A 17,496-nucleotide genomic window follows, 5' to 3' on the forward strand; every position below is an offset into this window, starting at 1 on the left:
TGAAATCTAGATAATAACCAAGCTTGAAAAGCGATTACCTTTGGCCAATTAAAATGCTCCTTAGGGCCCACTAAATAATATTTATAGTGGCAGTTATATTCAAAATTAGGGTAAACTTCTAACTGCCCTAATTTGATATGGGACTCAATTAAACGTCGCCTCACACCACAACCAGATAGGTTTCACTCATCAGACAACTCATATAAGCCGCACACAAGTTTATTAACTAATTCGCTTTTGCGTGATCGCTACTGTAGTATCATAAATGAGGAATTTATAACCAATGCAGATTTTTTTACCATGATCATAAATGCTAAATTACACAATGCGAACAGCTAAACGATTACGCAACATATGCAACGCCAGTCTGTTACTACTGTTGTGTGTAAGTAACGCCAGTAAAGCAGTACCAACAGCGCAAAGTATTGACTCAACGACAATTCAACTTAGCGCAGGTGAATGGCCGCCTTTTCTCAGTGAATCGCTGCCCTACCAAGGTGTAGTAGCGCATTTAATTCGCGATATATTTGCGGAAGCAGGCATTACCGTTAACTTTACATTTTTACCTTGGTCACGTGCATATCACGATACCGAAAATAACAAATATGCCGCTACTGCGGTATGGATGTTCAGTGACGAAAGAGCAACTGCTTACTTATATAGCGAACCGGTACTCAGTGAACGATTTGTGTTTTTTTATCAAAAGCAGCGCCATTTTGATTGGCAAAATATTGCAGATTTAAAAGGCCTATTACTCGGTGGTGGGCTTGGCTATAGTTATGGCCCAGAGTTTGATAAAGCCCTTGCCGAAGGCTCTTTTGAAATGTCGCGGGTAGGTAATACCGAGCAAAACTTTCGCCGTTTAGCACTAGGGCGTATCGACGCCTTTGCTGAAGAGCAAAGTGTTGGCTACTTTACCCTCAAACACCAACTGCCCGATCTTGTTAATGTTATTAGCCACCACCCCAAACCCCTGTTAATTAATAAAAGCTTCTTACTATTTCCAAAAAATAACAGCGAAAGTGAAAAACTGCTCAACACCTTTAATCAGTACTTATCACAGTTTAAGCACAACGGCCGTTACCAATCTTACTTTAAAGGTTTAGAGCAAGGTGATTATCAGCCCCAAGCCAAACTACAGTAACGAGTTAACCCGTAGTTCATACTTTACGTGACAATAAGCCTAACCTAACCCGGCGTTTACTTAGAGCGACTTGTTTGCACTTAATCTTTAAACCAGCGGTAAGCGCCAAAAACTCCCATAAAGGCAAGACAACCAACAGCCACTAATTGCCAAACTTTGTAGTTGTAGCCTTCTTTTTCCAAAGCAACTGTATTCAAACGGGTATCAGCTTTTGACACTGGGGTTAGCGTCATCGAATGTGTAATTGTGGGTATTGCAGTAGTGTTTTGTTGAGATAAAACAACCGTTGGCTGTTTAACATTCGCGCTTGCTTTGCTTGGTGCTTGCCACTGGGCTTCAAATTTTGCACGCTGCTCAGCTCGATTTTCACTGCACCAAACAAAGTCAGTTTGTTGCATTTCTTTAGCACGGCAGCGCTCAGGATATTGGTAAAAGCTACTCCACGCCAGTCGTTTGCTATCACTGTCGTATGTTTTACTATAGACCGTTGAGTCATGAACTTTTTTATTTAATAAATCATTCGCAGATGAGCGAGTATAAGTTCGTGAACCTGAACTGTAGCTCCTCCCATTAGTTGGGCTTATGCAGTGACGACCCAATATTTCAAACAACTCAGTTGAGCGCCTGCGTAAACGCTCACCTTCAGCTGCCTTATACCCTGCCCTCATTCTATCCTGAACTTTTTCTCGCTCGGCTTTAATAGCATCACACCGTGATTGCGAATACTGCTCTGCGGCCAATGTGCTATTGCTTGAAATCACGCAGATAGCCAATAAAATCCTTTTAATCATATATACATCACTGTCGTTAAATTAGGGATAGCGTAGCATTTTTTACGCTAGCAGCAAGACTTTCAATTAGAAGTTTCCGACAACCATTCACCTCCCCCTGTGTCAGGATAGTTGTCGCCTCTAATATTTAGTAGAGGCAAATAGCTTGCTTAATTGCCTCATTGTGTGAGTTAGCGAGTTTATGCAAACATCCTAGCGCTTTTACAATTGTAGGAACCAGCTACTTAAGTTTGCTAATATCAAATCAATGCAAACCTTACTTTGACCCAACGTCAGTAAATTGATTAGAATTACGCAAAGTTTCAAAACTAAGAGTTATTTCATATGAAGTTAGGCAGAAACGATCCATGCTCGTGTAATAGCGGTAAAAAATATAAGCGTTGTTGTATGGATAGCGCATCAAAGCAGCACAGCGAAGTATTTGACGAAATAGCACACACTATTGCGGCTAACCCTGATTTAAGCCTAGATGAAATGAATCTGATAGCTCAACATAAAATTTCAGGCATCAACAATAGTTCATTAGATGATTTTTGCGGCCTGTCAGCCAATCAAATGGATAATTGGCTAAGAGCACCATTTAATGAGTTGGCAAGGGTAACAATAAGTATACCTAATGAGCTAACAACAAGTCCTGTGATGCGCTACTTAGCGATAATACTAGATGAAGCGATGCAACAAGGAGGATCATTTAAAGCAACAACCAAAGGTAATTTACCAGCCAAAATAGCCAAGCAAGCAAGTGAATTACTCCCAGAGTTTGCCGTATCTGAGTATGAAAAGCCAGTCAGTATCAGTGAGTTTGCAGGTAGTAACGAAGACAAAATTAACGCCTTACATTACACCCGAATTTTGGCAGATATTGCAGGTATTATTTACCTTAAGAGCGGCCGTTTCCATGTTAAAAAAACCGCCCAAAAACAGTATCAATCACAGGGAATTAAAGCATTCTTCTTACCTATGCTTGAAGCTGCCACCACACACTATAATTGGGCCTATTTTGATAGCTTTGTCAGTAATTGCGATCTGCGCACTTTTTGGGTATTTATGCTATGGCGGATCCAAACCCACGGTTCGGTTGAGCAATTGACTGAAGAAGTCATCACCGCATTCCCAGCCTTACTAAATGAAGTGCCAGCTACGCAATACAAAGAGCCACAAGATTTGTTAGGTGTTTTAATCAGATCCCGTTTTATAGAGCGGTTTTTAGAGTTTTGGGGATTTATTACGGTAAACCCTAAGCGCTTTGCAGATGGCAAACCCATTGCGATAAAAACAAATATACAACCGTTACTAAAGCAAACCTTTGCGTTTGATATATAAAGTTCATGCCATTATTCGCCTCACACAGTGAGGCAAGTAATAAACTTAATTGCCTCATTGTGTGAGTTTGCGAATTGAAATCGTAGGAACTGGCTTTAGCTGTTATTGTTTTAAATTATTAGCTTCGAGCGACGGGCTTCGAGCTACGAGCAAATCCTAGTACCTAGCGCCTTTTACTACCGTAGGCGTTGAGCTTGCTGACGCGGTCTTTATATTCACTCTCTAAAGCGCAGCGCCTCTTAACCTCTGTGGTGAATACATCACTTAGAATCAGAGAAGAAAATACAACGCAGCGAGCTGGTGCAAACCCTAGTCCCTAGTCACTTCCCTAGAACCTAGCTCCTTTTAGCACCGTAGGCGTTAAGCTTGCTGACGCGAAAAGCGCAGCTTTTAAATTGTAGGCGGGAGTTTATCTCGCGGTCTGGTTTTTAATTGCAAATTATTCGTACATATAGCATTGGCGACGATATTTAAAGCTTTATATTATTTAGTACTTGGTCGCAATATAACTTAAATACATCAAATGCATGCTCCCAATTAAGGCTATGATTACCATAAACCATTGGCACGACATATTTATTAAAACGCGCTTCATAAATTGAATTCGCTTGTAATACACCTAAAGCAAACCTAAGTTCAGTAATCGGATTTTCCATAAATTCTGCATGCTGATTACCATAACGAGTAATATCTTCTGCTATGACTTTTTGCACTAAAGGTACTACATCTTGAACATTCGCCAATCCAGCTTGTTGAATATAATACGTATCATAAATATGGCGAATTAGCGCAGGATCATCGTCTCTTCTATTATCACGTGCAAAGCTCGCTGTGCGCCTAAGCATAGACACTAACTTTTCAGCTTGTGTACTCTTAATGCTAGAAAAATCCATCAGCGGCACTTCTGGTGCCTGTTGAGTTATCTCGTTCACTAAAGAAGATATATTGCGGCTTTGTACATTATCAAAAAGTAATGTTTCTATAAGCTCTAATTTAATAAACGGTCGTAAGCATGGAGCTTTTGAATGGGCTTGAGGATAACGAATATCAATTTGTTGATATCGATATTCATCAAAAACGGTTGGAGCATTTTCTACAGAAAAATAATCATATGAATTAATTGCATCAATTAACTGTAAATGGAGCGCTTTCCTTGCCTTTCTTCTTTTAGTTTTAGAGGTGTTAGCAGCTAAATCTTTAGGAATGATTTTTATATCAACATCTTCAGACATTCGATGAGTTTTAATGCCTGACTTTGTTAATGCCGTACCACCTGAAAAAACTAAAAAATGCGTATCAAAAAATAACTCTGAAAGTAGCTTTAGCAATGCAACTACGTAATAATCTTTTTCAACAATGGCAGGGTTACCCATACCAAGAGCATCTGCTACATCTAAAAATAAACCGCTATCAACTTGCATTGATAGCGCTATTATTTACAACAATCTTGCGCTTAAATCGACTATTGGTCATTATTTTAAATGAAGCGGGAACTTGTAAACTTTCACCATTAAGACTGCGTTGTGAAAATTCATCAAATTGATACTCAACGCCCAGTTTTTCAATAGCCTCTAAAATGACTCCATCAGCTCCCGCAGGTGATGCTGGCATTAACTTGCCAGTAATGCGATTTTCTCGCGCTTTGGTATAAAGCCCATAACCAATGCGTAACAACTGGCCGCTATCAACCAACTTTTTTAGTACACGACCAACTTGGTCGTAACCTGCAATATCAGCAAAATCAGCGCGCTCAAAAACATAACGCCTAGAGCGATTTATTCTTGTCGTTACTTTACTTGCTATTGTCATATTAATTACTCTCGTTGCTTAGACAAAATATAGCAAACATACGACATTTAAACAATGCAAACATACGACACTTAGTTGATGTAATCACATCATCTTAATGGTATCTATCACCAGTAGGAGCGCGCTTTAACTGTGATTGTTTTTAAATTATTAGCTTCGAGCGACGGGCTTCGAGCTACGAGTAAATCCTAGCACCTTTTACTACCGTAGGCGTTAAGCTTGCTGACGCGGTCTTTATATTCTGTCTCTAAAGCGCAGCGCCTCTTAATCTCTGTGGTGAATACATCACTTACAATCAATTTGCACAAAGAGAAGACAATGAGGGTAAATAAGAATACAACGCACGAATACAATCCCCTAGAACCTCGTCACTTCCCTAGAACCTAGAGCCTTTATCTTGCCTGTGATTATCTTAAAACCACTTTTACCACCGAGGGCACTGAGGCGCTTCGCTGCACGGAGAAGATAAAATGCTACGGGCTATGGGTAACAGGCAACGAATTAACCCTAGCTCCTAGTCACTTCCCTAGAACCTAGAGCCTTTATCTTGCCTGTGATTGTTTTAAAACCAATTTTACCACCGAGACGCTGCGCTACACAGAGAAGGTAAAAATAATGCGGGCAACGAGCTACGAGCAAATCCTAGAACCTAGCTCCTTTTACTACCTCACTTCACTACACCGAAGAAACTTAAATAAACGCTTTCATACTTGGTAACAGCCCAACCTGCTCACTCAGTTCGCCAGCTGCTTTATTGATAATGTTAATACATAAGCCGATGTGTTCTAGTTCACTATTAGACAAATTATTTGCAATAGCAGTCGCTTTAGCCATTGTTATTGCAGCTAATACTGACTGAATTGTTTGACTCATCAGTAGCTGCATACGCGCAAGAGAAATATCAAACTCATCAGCAAAATCAGCTAACATATAAGCCGTTATTTCATTACTAAAATTACCCGCGCCTTGTGAATTATAGTCACCTAGCGACATTGCATAATGCCTTGAAATAGCTAGCTTTGAACCACCTTTTGCACAATCAATCCCCGCCTGTTCAATAATCGCTTCTATGTTTACCAAATCGTAAAACGGTGTGAGCTCTAAACCATTTTTACCAACAAAAAAACTAATGTTTTTGCCGTGAGCATCATAATTACGCACTAGAATATTAAATGTCATCCAGCGAATAAGTTGCGCCTGATACGCTTGCAGATTCACTGTTTCAATATTGAAGAGCTTAGGAAAAGAAACACCATCTCGAATATAAATACCGTCCCCCTGATCACCGTGCTGACGCTCATATTTATAAGAAGGAGGCAAATTTGTCGCTTGGCACCCATCAATAACATGACGACGTAACACTCGGTTTTGCTCTTTAACAACACGCCTATCAAAACGATCGATAACAAAGGCCCGCATTTCACCATAGCTACGCAATTCAACGTCAGGCACATCAAGTCCTGCGCCTCTTGCCAGCAACATAGTAAATAACTCATTTACGGCAATGAAAGGCGCAGCGCCCGTTTCAAACTTAAATATTTTATTAGAGCATAATTCGCCTTCACCAAACCCTAGCCTGCCGTCGATTTCGAGTAAATTAAGCTTATCTTGAACCCCAGCGACAGAGAGCCTCGTTCGCCCGTCCCATAATGTAATAGGCTCGCCCGCTTGCTTAAAACGGTTCAGCTTTTGACTCAATTGGTGATTCGTTACTTCACGAAAAGATGTTTGCTTTACTGCACGGTTACTTGCTCTAAACGACAAAGCACCCGATGTTTCTTCGCCAATAACTTTAATTAAACCAAGGGTATACTCAAACCACCTCAAGATGCAGAATTCAGCGTTTCACAGGAGCTTAATATCAAGGCGTTACTTTGCAAGAATGGCAGTCCCTTTTAAGAAGTAACAACGCTGAGAGTAAGTGCCTGTGAAACGCCCAGCGGGTTGGTTTAAAAGCAATTTATACTGCGTTATTGATTTTAACAATAGAACCACTATTACTTGCAATCAATGCCTTGCCTAAATCGCTTTTAATTCCAACTGAAACTCGTATCTAGAGGTAGTTTGAGTATGTATTCTTAGAAATGGTCGTGCTACTGATGATCTCTTCAAGGCCTTTCCCCTCAGGTAATAAATTTTGCAAATAATTACGTACTGCACGAGAGTCAAAACCGCCATTGAGTGGCAAATGTGGTGAAACTGCAAAACCCTCGTTGATCCATTTAGCCTCATAAGTAAATGAAATCTCATTTTCAGAGCCTATTGCCAGCGTTATCTCAGCCACCTTTTGCGATTGACCGATAAACACATCTAAACGATTGGTGTTAGTACCACTGTTCATCGCTCACCTCATCATTGCTATGAGCTATATCATCACTGACAAGGCTGAACGACAACCCTAAATACTCCATAACTTTTAGTACATTATGCAGTTGCACAGTTACATCACCTTTTTCTATTTTTATTAGCGTAGGCTTAGAAATAGCAAGCGCTTGTGATACATCCACTAATGTCAGCTTCATACCAGTTCGCTTTGCAGTAATGGCTTTAGCCAGCTGCATGGGTGAAAATGGCTTAGAAAGCTCAGGCATTTCAGTACGCTTAACAACTCTTCCGAGTGTTTTTTTGACGGAGGAATCGCTCATTTATGGTCAACTATAGTTTACTTATACAACCAATTCTAGAATACCTTAAGAAAAAGTCAACGATACTTTACTTTTAGACTAAATAATTAATCAACAAGACCATAAGTAAAATGCATTTAACTTATGAATACTTGTAATTAAATTAAAACCCATAAGTAAATTTTAATTGACTAGTTTATAGCGTAAAACTGGTAAGTTGAAATCGTAGGAACCAGCTTTAGCTGTGATTGTTTTAAACTCAATTCACCACAGAGGGTTGCGGGATACGTGCGACGAGCTTCGAGCTTCGGGCGATGAATTCAGCCTAGCACCTAATCACTTCCCTAGAACCTAGCAGCTTTTTCGATCTGTGATTGTTTTAAAAACAATTTTACCACCGAGCTCACCGCGGCGCGGCGCTACACAGAGAAGATAAAAAGTGCTTCGAGCGACGGGCTTCGAGCTACGAGCTACGAGCAAATCCTAGCTCCTTTTACTACCGTAGGCGTTAAGCTTGCTGACGCGAAAAGCGAAGTTTTTGAATTGTAGCGGGAGTGTATCTCGCGCTTTGGTTTTTAATTAAATTTTACAAACCCATGCCTGCTAATTTAATTTTTGTAGCATAACCTCTTGCAGAAAACACATGACTTTAAGAGTGGAAAAGACTAAATTTTCAAACTCGTAAGACACCCAATTTTTTTTGTTAGTATCATAGGTGAAGGTAGCTAGGCATGAGGCCTCGTTTACAATTAATGATAGTAAAATGGCTTGGATGCCACGTTTTAACTATCAATATTAATAAGTGATGTAGATGAAAATTGATATTCATTTTAAGAAGAAAAAAGTAGTGAGAGTTTCTATTGATTTAACTTATTTAATTGTTGTAGTCCAACTAACTATAAGTTAAATGAGTTAATTGGTAAGGGTGTATTACAGGATTAGGGCTTACTCCGTAACTGCGATACACCTCGTTTATGTTCAATAAAAAACATAAAATTTTAGTTATGTCGCGTTGGCGACGGCAACCAAGGGGCGCATAGCGCCGTACGCCCCTTGGAACCCCACGGCGCCCCGAGGATCACACTGCTTCCTCAATTTAAATTAATGATATGAACGTAAATGCTGTGTATTCGCCGTCCATGGCGAAGCCACAGCTTAACGCGCATCCATGCGCTGTTATTACTCATCATTAATTTAATTTCGGGTGTGATCACGGGGAAATTGTCTTAGCAGCAGTATTTAATTTTGCCGTAGGCGTTAAGCTTGCTGACGCGAAAAGCGAAATTTTTGAATTGTAGCGGGAGTTTATCTCGCGCTTTGGGTTTTAATTGCAAGTTTTGTAAATTCCTCATTCGAGGTATTTGCCAGATTGCTGGCGGCAACCAAGGAGAGGATACCGCCGACCGCCCCTTGGAACCCCACGGCGCCCCGAGCATTTTGCACTCTCCTCAAAGCAACAATTGATATGAACGTAAACGCCGTGTAAGGCGCATCCATGTGCCAGTCATGGCTTTGATTGCAACCATGCTGTTAGTTACTCATCAATTGAGTCTTTTCAGGCAAAATGACGGGGGAGTTTTCTTAACAGCATCGTTTAGGTTGACCGTAGGCGTTAAGCTTGCTGACGCGAAAAGCGCAGCTTTTAAATTGTAGGCGGGAGTTAACCTCGCGCTTTGGTTTTTAATTGCAAATTTTTAGTTATGTCGCGTTGGCGACGGCAACCAAGGGGCGCATAGCGCCGTACGCCCCTTGGAATCCCACGGCGCCCCGAGGATCACACTATTTCCTCAATTTAAATTAATGATATGAACGTAAATGCTGTTTATTCGCCGTCCATGGCGAAGTCACAGCTTAACGCGCATCCATGCGCTGTTATTACTCATCATTAATTTAATTTCGGGTGTGATCACGGGGAATTATCTTAACAGCTGCCTTTAATTCAATAGTGAGTTAATGCTTGTTTACATTGCATTTTTTAGTAAACTGAATGTTCGCAAACAGGGAGCGATTTAATGCAACAGATTGGTATTTACGAGCAGTTAATTACACAAGTAATTAAGCAAAACTTAAATCGCGATCAATTTTATGTCGGTGAACGCCAGCTTGAATCAGCTGAGGCTGCAACGTGGCTTTCGCGCTTTTTAGGTAAGCTTGTTGAACATGCAATCGATGCAATCCCTAATTCAAGCGAGCGTTTACAAGAGCAAATTAATCTCGCAAACAGCCTTGTACTTTGGCTTAAAGATCATATTCGCGATGACGAGCTGATCAATGAAAATCTTATCGACAGCCAAGGGCGTATTCTCACCGCGCTGTTTAATACCCAAAACCCCATTGCGGCAAATCTTAAAGATTACTCACACGATATATTCCCGTTAACAGGGCTTACACAAAGCGAATTGTTTAGCGGCGCGAATGCGGGTATATCGCTCGAAACCGAGCTAAAACGCGAGATTAAATCGTCCGACACTATTTACTGGCTTGTCTCATTTATAAAATGGACGGGGCTGCGCATATTTAAAAATGAGCTTGAAGCGTTTACCAAAAGTGGTAATAAACTCAAAGTAATTACCACCTCGTACATGGGCGCAACGGATGCTAAAGCGGTTGAGTTTTTAGCAGGCCTACCAAATACCGAGGTAAAGCTTAGTTACAATAATCAGCAAGAGCGCTTACACGCAAAGTCATACTTGTTTATGCGTAATACAGGTTTTCATACCGGTTATATTGGCTCGTCTAATTTATCGCATTCAGCGCTTACCAGCGGCCTTGAGTGGAACTTAAAAATTACCGCGCAAGAAATACCGCACATTATAGCTAAAACCAAAAGCACCTTTGAAACTTACTGGCAATCGCCAGATTTCGAGCTGTTTACTGGCAAAGCTGAATGTAAAGAAAAGCTCATTAATTCACTTAACGAGCAACGCGGTGTTGGCCAAGCAAGCAGTCAGTTTTATTTTGATATCACGCCAAAAACCCATCAACTCGCTATTTTAGAAAAACTAAGCGTTGAGCGTAGCGTGCATGATCGCTTTAAAAATTTAGTGGTTGCTGCAACGGGAACTGGTAAAACAATAATATCAGCGTTTGACTTCAAAGCCGTTTACGACAAAAACCCAAACGCACACTTTTTGTTTGTAGCCCACCGTGAAGAAATACTCAAACAAGCGCAAAGCGCTTATCGTGGTGTGCTTAAAAATAACGACTTTGGTGAGCTGTGGGTGGGTAACTACAAACCACAGCGCTACAACCAATTATTTGCGTCAATCCAAACGCTGAATAGCCAAATTGAGTCGCTCAATTTAACTTGTGATTACTACGACTACATTGTGATAGACGAAGTACATCACGTAAAAGCCACAAGTTATCGTGCTATTTTAAACCACTTTACACCCACAATATTGCTTGGCTTAACTGCCACACCAGAGCGCCAAGATGGGGCTGATATCCTTGATGATTTTTGTGGCGTAATAGCCGCGGAAATTCGCTTGCCAGAGGCAATAAACCAACGCCACTTATGCCCGTTTCAGTACTTTGGACTTGATGACGATAGCGACCTAAGCCAAATAACTTGGCGTGGTGGCCGTTACGATATAAGCGAGCTAAGTAACCTTTATACAGGCGAGAACAGCCGCGCTAACAAAATTATATCCAGCCTTGCTGATATAGTGACTAATGTTCACGATATAAAAGCGTTGGCATTTTGCGTAAGCCAAAAACACGCAAAGTTTATGGCATCTAAGTTTAACTTAGCAGGCATAAACGCCGATGTACTGACCAGTAAAAACACCAATGAACGCGCGGCCAAACAGCAAGCACTTCGTCAAGGTGAAATACAAATACTGTGTGTGGTAGATATTTTTAACGAAGGTGTCGATATTCCAGAGGTCGATACTCTGTTATTTTTACGCCCAACGGAAAGCCTAACGCTGTTTTTGCAGCAACTAGGCCGTGGTTTGCGCCTGCCCGACAACAGCTTTTCGTTAGGTAGATCAAAGCAATGCTGTACCGTACTCGACTTTGTAGGAAATGCGCGCCCAGAATACGACTTTGCCAGTAAATTCCGCGCACTCATTGGTAAAAGTAATCAGCCAATAAAAACCGAGATTGAAAACAACTTCCCGCATTTACCACTAGGTTGTCGTATAGAACTACAAAAGCGTACGCAACAAACAATATTAAAAAATATTCAGCACGCTATAAACACTAAGCGCCGTTTACAGCAGCTGATAAATAGCTACTCGCAACACACCAATGACGCCCTTACGCTCAGTAACTTTTTACGCATAAACCCGCAAGTCACACTTGAAGATATATACAAACCAAAAGATAAAAAGCTCGGTGGCTGGCACTGGTTAAAAGGCGATGAAATACCCGCAGAGCAAGCCGACATTTACGCCGCGTATTACCGCGCAATCAACACCCAATTACTCGGCTGCAACTCACTCAGTTACTTATGTTTTTTACGTGATTTATGTAATAACGACTTTAGCTTTACCCCAACACCACAAAACCAACAGTACGCGCTTATGGCGCATTACAACTTTTGGGATAGCACAGGCACAAGTTTAAGGTTTAAAACCCTCGAACAGAGCTTACAAGCACTTAAACACAAAGAGCTACAGTGCGAGCTTACTCAAGTAATTACGCTATTAATAAACCGTATTCACCAGCAAGAAAGTGATTTAGCGTGTTTACCTAATCACGCAATCAAATTACACAGCCGCTACACACGCCAACAAATACTCGCCGCGTTTGGTGCACACACGTTTGATAAAAAATCGACCGCTCGCGAAGGCGTTTTAGAATTTAAAAACCAGAACTTAGAACTGTTATTTGTAACACTCAATAAGTGCGAAAAAACCTACTCGCCAACTACGCTATATCACGACTACGCAATCAGCCCTACCCTGTTCCATTGGCAAACACAAAACAGCGCCCGCCCAGAACATGGCCGCGGCCTAAGCTATATTGAGCATCAAAAAACAGGCAAAACTATCCTGTTATTCGTGCGCGAACAAGGTAAAGACGAAAACGGCCGAACTATGGGATTTGTTAACTACGGCGAGGTTAAATACCAAAGCCACAACGGCAGCCAGCCGATGAATATAACGTGGGAGTTAACCAACCCCATGCCAAGTGAAATGTGGCATGAGGCTGGTAAATTGGCGGTTGGGTGATAATAGTCTGTATAAAAAGACAGTATTTATATATACTATTGAAATTAATTTATAGTTCTTACTCAAGGTTTATATCACCATAGTAAGTATAAGAATAAACAGTGAAAATGAATGAAAGCATTACTTTCTATAAAACCAGAATTTGTATCTAAAATATTTACAGGCGAAAAAATATTTGAATACCGTAAAGCCGTTTTTAAACGTCCTATGGTAAAAACCGTCGTAATTTACTCAACGATGCCTGTTGGAAAAATAGTTGGGGAGTTTGAAATTGAAGAAATTATAGAGCTACCTCCACAAGATTTATGGTACAAAACAAGTGAGCGCTCGGGTATATCTAAAGAATTTTTTGACCGCTATTTTATTGAAAAAAATACAGCTTTCGCTATAAAAATTAAAAATTTTATTCGTTACGAACACCCTGTTGATCCATACTTAACCTACAGTAATTTTAAAGCTCCACAATCATTTAAGTATATTGACTGAATTTCAACTTTGCATTAAGAAAACTAAGGCCTTTAAATTGAAAAAAATTATTTTTGTATCAGGTATACATGGAGCTGGGAAGGGTACATTATGTACCCAGTTAAGTTCAGTAACTGGTCTCTCTAAACATTCATGTAGCCAAATAATAAAAGATAACTCAAATTACAAAGAAAACAATAAGTTAGTTAGTAGGGCTGAAGTAAATCAAACGACTTTATTACATGGTATTTCAACTTTAAAAGACACTAATTTTTTACTAGATGGGCATTTTTGTTTATTAGCAAAAGATCACTCTATTATCGAAATAGATGACACAATTTTCACAAAAATAAATCCCTATAAAATCATCCATGTGACTTGTAACGAAAACATAATAGAAGAGAGACTTAAAAATAGAGATGGGTATAGTATTGATATAAACATTTTAAAAGAAATGCAACATAAAGAAACAGCTAAAGCGAAAGAACTTGCATTAAAACTAAGCGTACCTATATATGAACATAAATCAGGTGAAAGTATTTCAAGATTGAGCGATTGGCTAAAAAGAAGTTAATTTCAATAGCCAATCATTGTGGGTTACATTATTATTTTTCTATCTAACTCGCCCAGAGTTATTACACTCTCGAACTGCTCATCAGTTAACTCAAGTACACCCCAATACTGATCCCGAGAGATCCCTGCATCATCAGCTAACTGCTTTCTGATAGGCCTTTTTGGCAGAGCTGCATTATAAGTAAAATTAATTATGTATGGATACTTTTTCTCTCTATAAATCTCAATTAACTCTTTCTCTGTAAAAATGCTAAATTTCAGACAGTAACTTAAAAATTCATTTTCAGTTCTAAACTCTTCGATATTTCTGACACTCTCAACTACACAGATCGATGTAGCTACTGCTCGATATTCTGCAGCTCCTTGGCCATCTCCAGTCCTATAAATAACAATGAGATCACCTCGCTGAAAATTCATAACATCAGCCATTTTACAAATATATATTTTATGAATACTATTCGAATGTGATATGTCTTGTACTATATTAGGGGACTCGTTAAATAAAATTGAATCTGGAAATAACTTACTATGAAATGCAGGATAAATGCTCAATAAGTGCTTACGATTCCCACGAGTGTTTATAAATGGATAATCTTTATCTACGTTGTCATGAAATTTATCTAATCTTCGTACAAGTACACTCTCAGTACCGTTACCAGTAACCTTATTTCCATAATGCTCAAAACCATATCTTTGGAATAGCTCGGCAAGGTAACTATGTTTTTCAGCAAAAACGGTAACATAAATGTCATCAACTAAAGGCTGTGCAGCTAAAGCATAATCAAAAATTTTCTTTAAATATCTATCTCCACGCCTTGTTTTTTTAGGATTAAATTTAAACGTACCAACTTTCATGTGATTAGCATTTGGCAAAAGAGGTGCCGTATCATTCCCCGGACCTGATTCAAATTTACAATATAAAAAACCCTCGATTAATCCCTGCTCACTATAGAGAACAAGTGCATTGTTATCAGCTTTTCTCTCAAACCACGCTGTGAACTCTACATAATCAGCTTTTAAGCTATCAAAAAAAGAATCATTGATATTTATATCCATAAACTTTTGTACAACTAAATTTTCCATATTGTTTCCTTTAGTAATTAACTTTGCTCCAATCTGAGCTGACTTATACATTAAATGTTAACCGTTTTTACAAAACTCAATCTACCAACACGCTCCAATTCCCCGTGATCACACCTGAAAGTTATAAATTGATGAGTAATCACTTGCATGGATGCAAGTTAAGCCGTGACTTCGCCATGGATGGCGAATACACGGCGATTACGTTCACATCAATTTTTAACTTGAGGACACCGTGTGATCCTCGAGGCGCCGTGGGGTTCCAAGGGGCGGTCGGCGCTTTATCTTGGTAAAGAGCGCCACTTGGTTGCCGCCAGCAATCTGGCAGAAACCTCGAATAGAGGTTTTAAAGTCTATTACTCCTAGAACCCTTTAAATATTCTTCGCTATTAATTCAGCCTTCAACAAGCCACCTTTAGTCAGTAGCTTAGGCGCAAAACTTGGGTTACGTTTTGACTTATAGGCATCAAGTATTAACTTGAGGCCATGTGCTTCTAACAATGAGATATTAACTTCGGTATCCATTTCAGCAGACTCTATAAAATCATCTGAGAAGCTGGGGGCAATTATCAATACTTGTGCTACGCGTTTACCCTGATTTTCTGCGCGGGTTACATATGCTTTTACTTGGCGAGACGTTGTAGAGTATTTTGCAAAATCACCATTTTTACAGGTTTTTGCTTCACCAATAATTATGTCGTTATCGCTGAGTGAAATTACGATATCCGCTTTATCTTTAGTGGTGTTTAAGTCTTTTCGGAGATCTTCATCAATATTAAGTTCTAATATTTCAAAAATAGCTTTTGTGACTTCTTCAAACTTAACGCCAATGTCAGCTTCAATTACATCAGCGCCCGCCTCTCTTAGTGCATTAATATCGCGGCGTGCTAGTGCGTCGTAATTTTCAATCAACTTATCTGTCGCATTAGCAAAGCTCTCTAAGATAGCAAAGCGCGGGTTACCACGTTTAGATAAGCCCATGCTGTCACGAACTTCTTTTACTTCGTCATTTGAGAGTAAATATAAAATATCATGTGGTGTAATACTCAAAGCTCGAAGCTTTTCAGTGTCAATCACTTCGTTCGCTTCGAGTTCAAACGCTTCTTTTAGCACAGCTTGCATTGTTGGGAAGTGTTCTTCTAATGTTTTTAGAAGCTGTTTAAACCCACTGGCACTTAGAGAATCAAACTCTTTTTCTGTTGCACCTGATAGCGATGACAATATTAAACCAATACGCTCATCTAAAGTTGTGCCTAGTTTTTCGGTATCAATTTCTAAATCTTGGATCAGTTGTTTTAATCGTTCTTTACGCTGGTTTTGATTATCTTCAACGTTATGAATATCATCAGACAATAGTTTTGCAGCGCTAATACCTGAATGAATAATTGTTTGAATTTTATCAGTTCGGCTTACGCCTCGAATCTTACGGCCATGGGCTTTAAGTGCATTGGAAAGCTCTGCATCAGTACAGGTTCTCAATATCCTTAGAACATATTTATCGGCAAGGTCTTTTCCTTGAATTTCATTCAGTAAGGTAACTATTTCATCAGGAATAAATACCTCTTGGCGCTTTTTACTGATAAATACCAATCCTATATCCCTTAGGCTATTTAAAGCATCTAGCACACCATTCTTAGGAATAACATCAACCAAATGCTCAACAGCAGCACATTCATCTGTAGTGAGATTTAACTCATCTGCAAGCACATTAAGAATACTGCGTTCATCATCGGTAACTTTGGCATCACGGTTATTTTTTTCGTCATTAAAATATGCTTCTTTCATACAAGCGTGATAGATTTTTAGTGCTCGATTTCTTTCTAAAAAACTCTCACTAGAGCCTTGATGAATACACTCTTTTAATTCTTTTGAAAGCGTAGATAGCTCAGCCCACTCTTTTTCATAGAGCGACTCAATCCAGCTTATTCTGGCAACTCCGTTGCCGTCACGACTTAAAATATTAACCAATAAGTTAAGCTGCGCTGTACTCATTAGAATCTGTTCTTTTACAGAAATTTTGAAGAACTCGCGGACGGTATTAAATAGCTGAGTTATTTCGCTGCCTGAAGCATTTTTGATTTGGCCGTCAATATTATCGATTGTTTTAGCTAGTGTTTTATTATTTTTAGCTGCATCAGAACAAAGGCGATCGAGGCATGAAATGAACTTAGACTTTTCGACTTGGTTAACAATGGATAAAACTTGGTTGAGTTTCATTTAGTAGAGTCCTTTCTTATTATGTGGTTACTAACGTAACAGTTTATTATTATTACAGCAACAAACGTTCACGTTACATTCAGTCTCGTCAGTACAATAAAAAACAGCCGCAATTCATAAACACCAATCTACCAACACACTCCAACCCCCCGTGATCACACCTGATACTGAGCTAATGATGAGTAATTTACAGCATGGATGCTGTAAAAAGCGTAGCTTGGCCATGGATGGCCTATCTACGCTGGTTACGTTCACATCATTAACGCCAGTTGAAGATAAAGTGTGATCCT

General features: G+C 39.6%; 13 protein-coding genes. 5 read left to right on the forward strand and 8 right to left on the reverse strand.

The window, feature by feature from the left end; genetic code table 11:
- The first annotated feature begins 310 nt into the window (after positions 1–310).
- Positions 311–1,144: an ABC transporter substrate-binding protein gene (locus H5186_RS09315; RefSeq protein ID WP_259398492.1), complete on the forward strand. Its 834-nt coding sequence runs from the start codon at positions 311–313 to the stop codon at positions 1,142–1,144.
- 80 nt (positions 1,145–1,224) lie between these two features.
- Here the strand turns inward: H5186_RS09315 and H5186_RS09320 are convergent, their stop codons facing one another.
- On the reverse strand, positions 1,225–1,935 hold the full coding sequence (locus tag H5186_RS09320; RefSeq protein WP_182760086.1) for a hypothetical protein: 711 nt from the start codon (positions 1,933–1,935) through the stop codon (positions 1,225–1,227).
- A gap of 324 nt (positions 1,936–2,259) precedes the next feature.
- On the opposite strand from H5186_RS09320, the gene H5186_RS09325 reads away from it, so the two are divergent.
- Positions 2,260–3,258 carry a YecA family protein gene (locus H5186_RS09325; RefSeq protein ID WP_182794391.1) on the forward strand — a complete coding sequence of 333 codons (999 nt, stop codon included), beginning with the start codon at positions 2,260–2,262 and terminating at the stop codon, positions 3,256–3,258.
- 470 nt (positions 3,259–3,728) lie between these two features.
- Here H5186_RS09325 and H5186_RS09330 read toward each other — a convergent pair whose 3' ends face one another.
- From H5186_RS09330 to H5186_RS09350, 5 genes are all read right to left on the reverse strand, one after another.
- Positions 3,729–4,679 carry a nucleotidyl transferase AbiEii/AbiGii toxin family protein gene (locus H5186_RS09330; RefSeq protein ID WP_182794392.1) on the reverse strand — a complete coding sequence of 317 codons (951 nt, stop codon included), beginning with the start codon at positions 4,677–4,679 and terminating at the stop codon, positions 3,729–3,731.
- A complete protein-coding gene (locus H5186_RS09335) occupies positions 4,669–5,067 on the reverse strand; it encodes a DUF6088 family protein (RefSeq protein ID WP_182794393.1) in 399 nt (132 codons plus the stop codon). The genes H5186_RS09330 and H5186_RS09335 overlap by 11 nt, the downstream gene beginning before the upstream one ends.
- A gap of 690 nt (positions 5,068–5,757) precedes the next feature.
- Positions 5,758–6,894, reverse strand: a complete 1,137-nt coding sequence (locus H5186_RS09340) for a HipA domain-containing protein (RefSeq protein ID WP_259400310.1) — start codon at positions 6,892–6,894, stop codon at positions 5,758–5,760.
- 226 nt (positions 6,895–7,120) lie between these two features.
- A complete protein-coding gene (locus tag H5186_RS09345; protein ID WP_259400311.1) occupies positions 7,121–7,408 on the reverse strand; it encodes a HipA N-terminal domain-containing protein in 288 nt (95 codons plus the stop codon).
- Positions 7,392–7,712 (reverse strand): helix-turn-helix domain-containing protein, encoded by a 321-nt coding sequence (locus H5186_RS09350; RefSeq protein ID WP_145242858.1) that lies wholly within the window; start codon positions 7,710–7,712, stop codon positions 7,392–7,394. The genes H5186_RS09345 and H5186_RS09350 overlap by 17 nt, the downstream gene beginning before the upstream one ends.
- A gap of 1,991 nt (positions 7,713–9,703) precedes the next feature.
- Here H5186_RS09350 and H5186_RS09355 point away from each other — a divergent pair.
- The 3 genes from H5186_RS09355 (at position 9,704) to H5186_RS09365 (ending at position 13,910) form a co-directional block, all read left to right on the forward strand.
- A complete protein-coding gene (locus H5186_RS09355; protein ID WP_182794394.1) occupies positions 9,704–12,871 on the forward strand; it encodes a DUF3427 domain-containing protein in 3,168 nt (1,055 codons plus the stop codon).
- 111 nt (positions 12,872–12,982) lie between these two features.
- A complete protein-coding gene (locus tag H5186_RS09360; protein ID WP_182794395.1) occupies positions 12,983–13,357 on the forward strand; it encodes an ASCH domain-containing protein in 375 nt (124 codons plus the stop codon).
- 37 nt (positions 13,358–13,394) lie between these two features.
- Positions 13,395–13,910 (forward strand): ATP-binding protein, encoded by a 516-nt coding sequence (locus H5186_RS09365; RefSeq protein ID WP_182794396.1) that lies wholly within the window; start codon positions 13,395–13,397, stop codon positions 13,908–13,910.
- Between the two features lie 23 nt (positions 13,911–13,933).
- On the opposite strand, the gene H5186_RS09370 is transcribed toward H5186_RS09365, so the two are convergent.
- Complete coding sequence (locus tag H5186_RS09370) at positions 13,934–14,992, reverse strand: N-acetyltransferase (RefSeq protein WP_182794397.1); 1,059 nt, start codon at positions 14,990–14,992, stop codon at positions 13,934–13,936.
- Between the two features lie 369 nt (positions 14,993–15,361).
- Positions 15,362–17,206, reverse strand: a complete 1,845-nt coding sequence (locus H5186_RS09375; protein ID WP_182794398.1) for a hypothetical protein — start codon at positions 17,204–17,206, stop codon at positions 15,362–15,364.
- Between the last annotated feature and the right edge of the window lie 290 nt (positions 17,207–17,496).

This window comes from Pseudoalteromonas sp. SG41-2, from assembly GCF_014164535.1.
Taxonomy (GTDB): Bacteria; Pseudomonadota; Gammaproteobacteria; order Enterobacterales; family Alteromonadaceae; genus Pseudoalteromonas; species Pseudoalteromonas rhizosphaerae.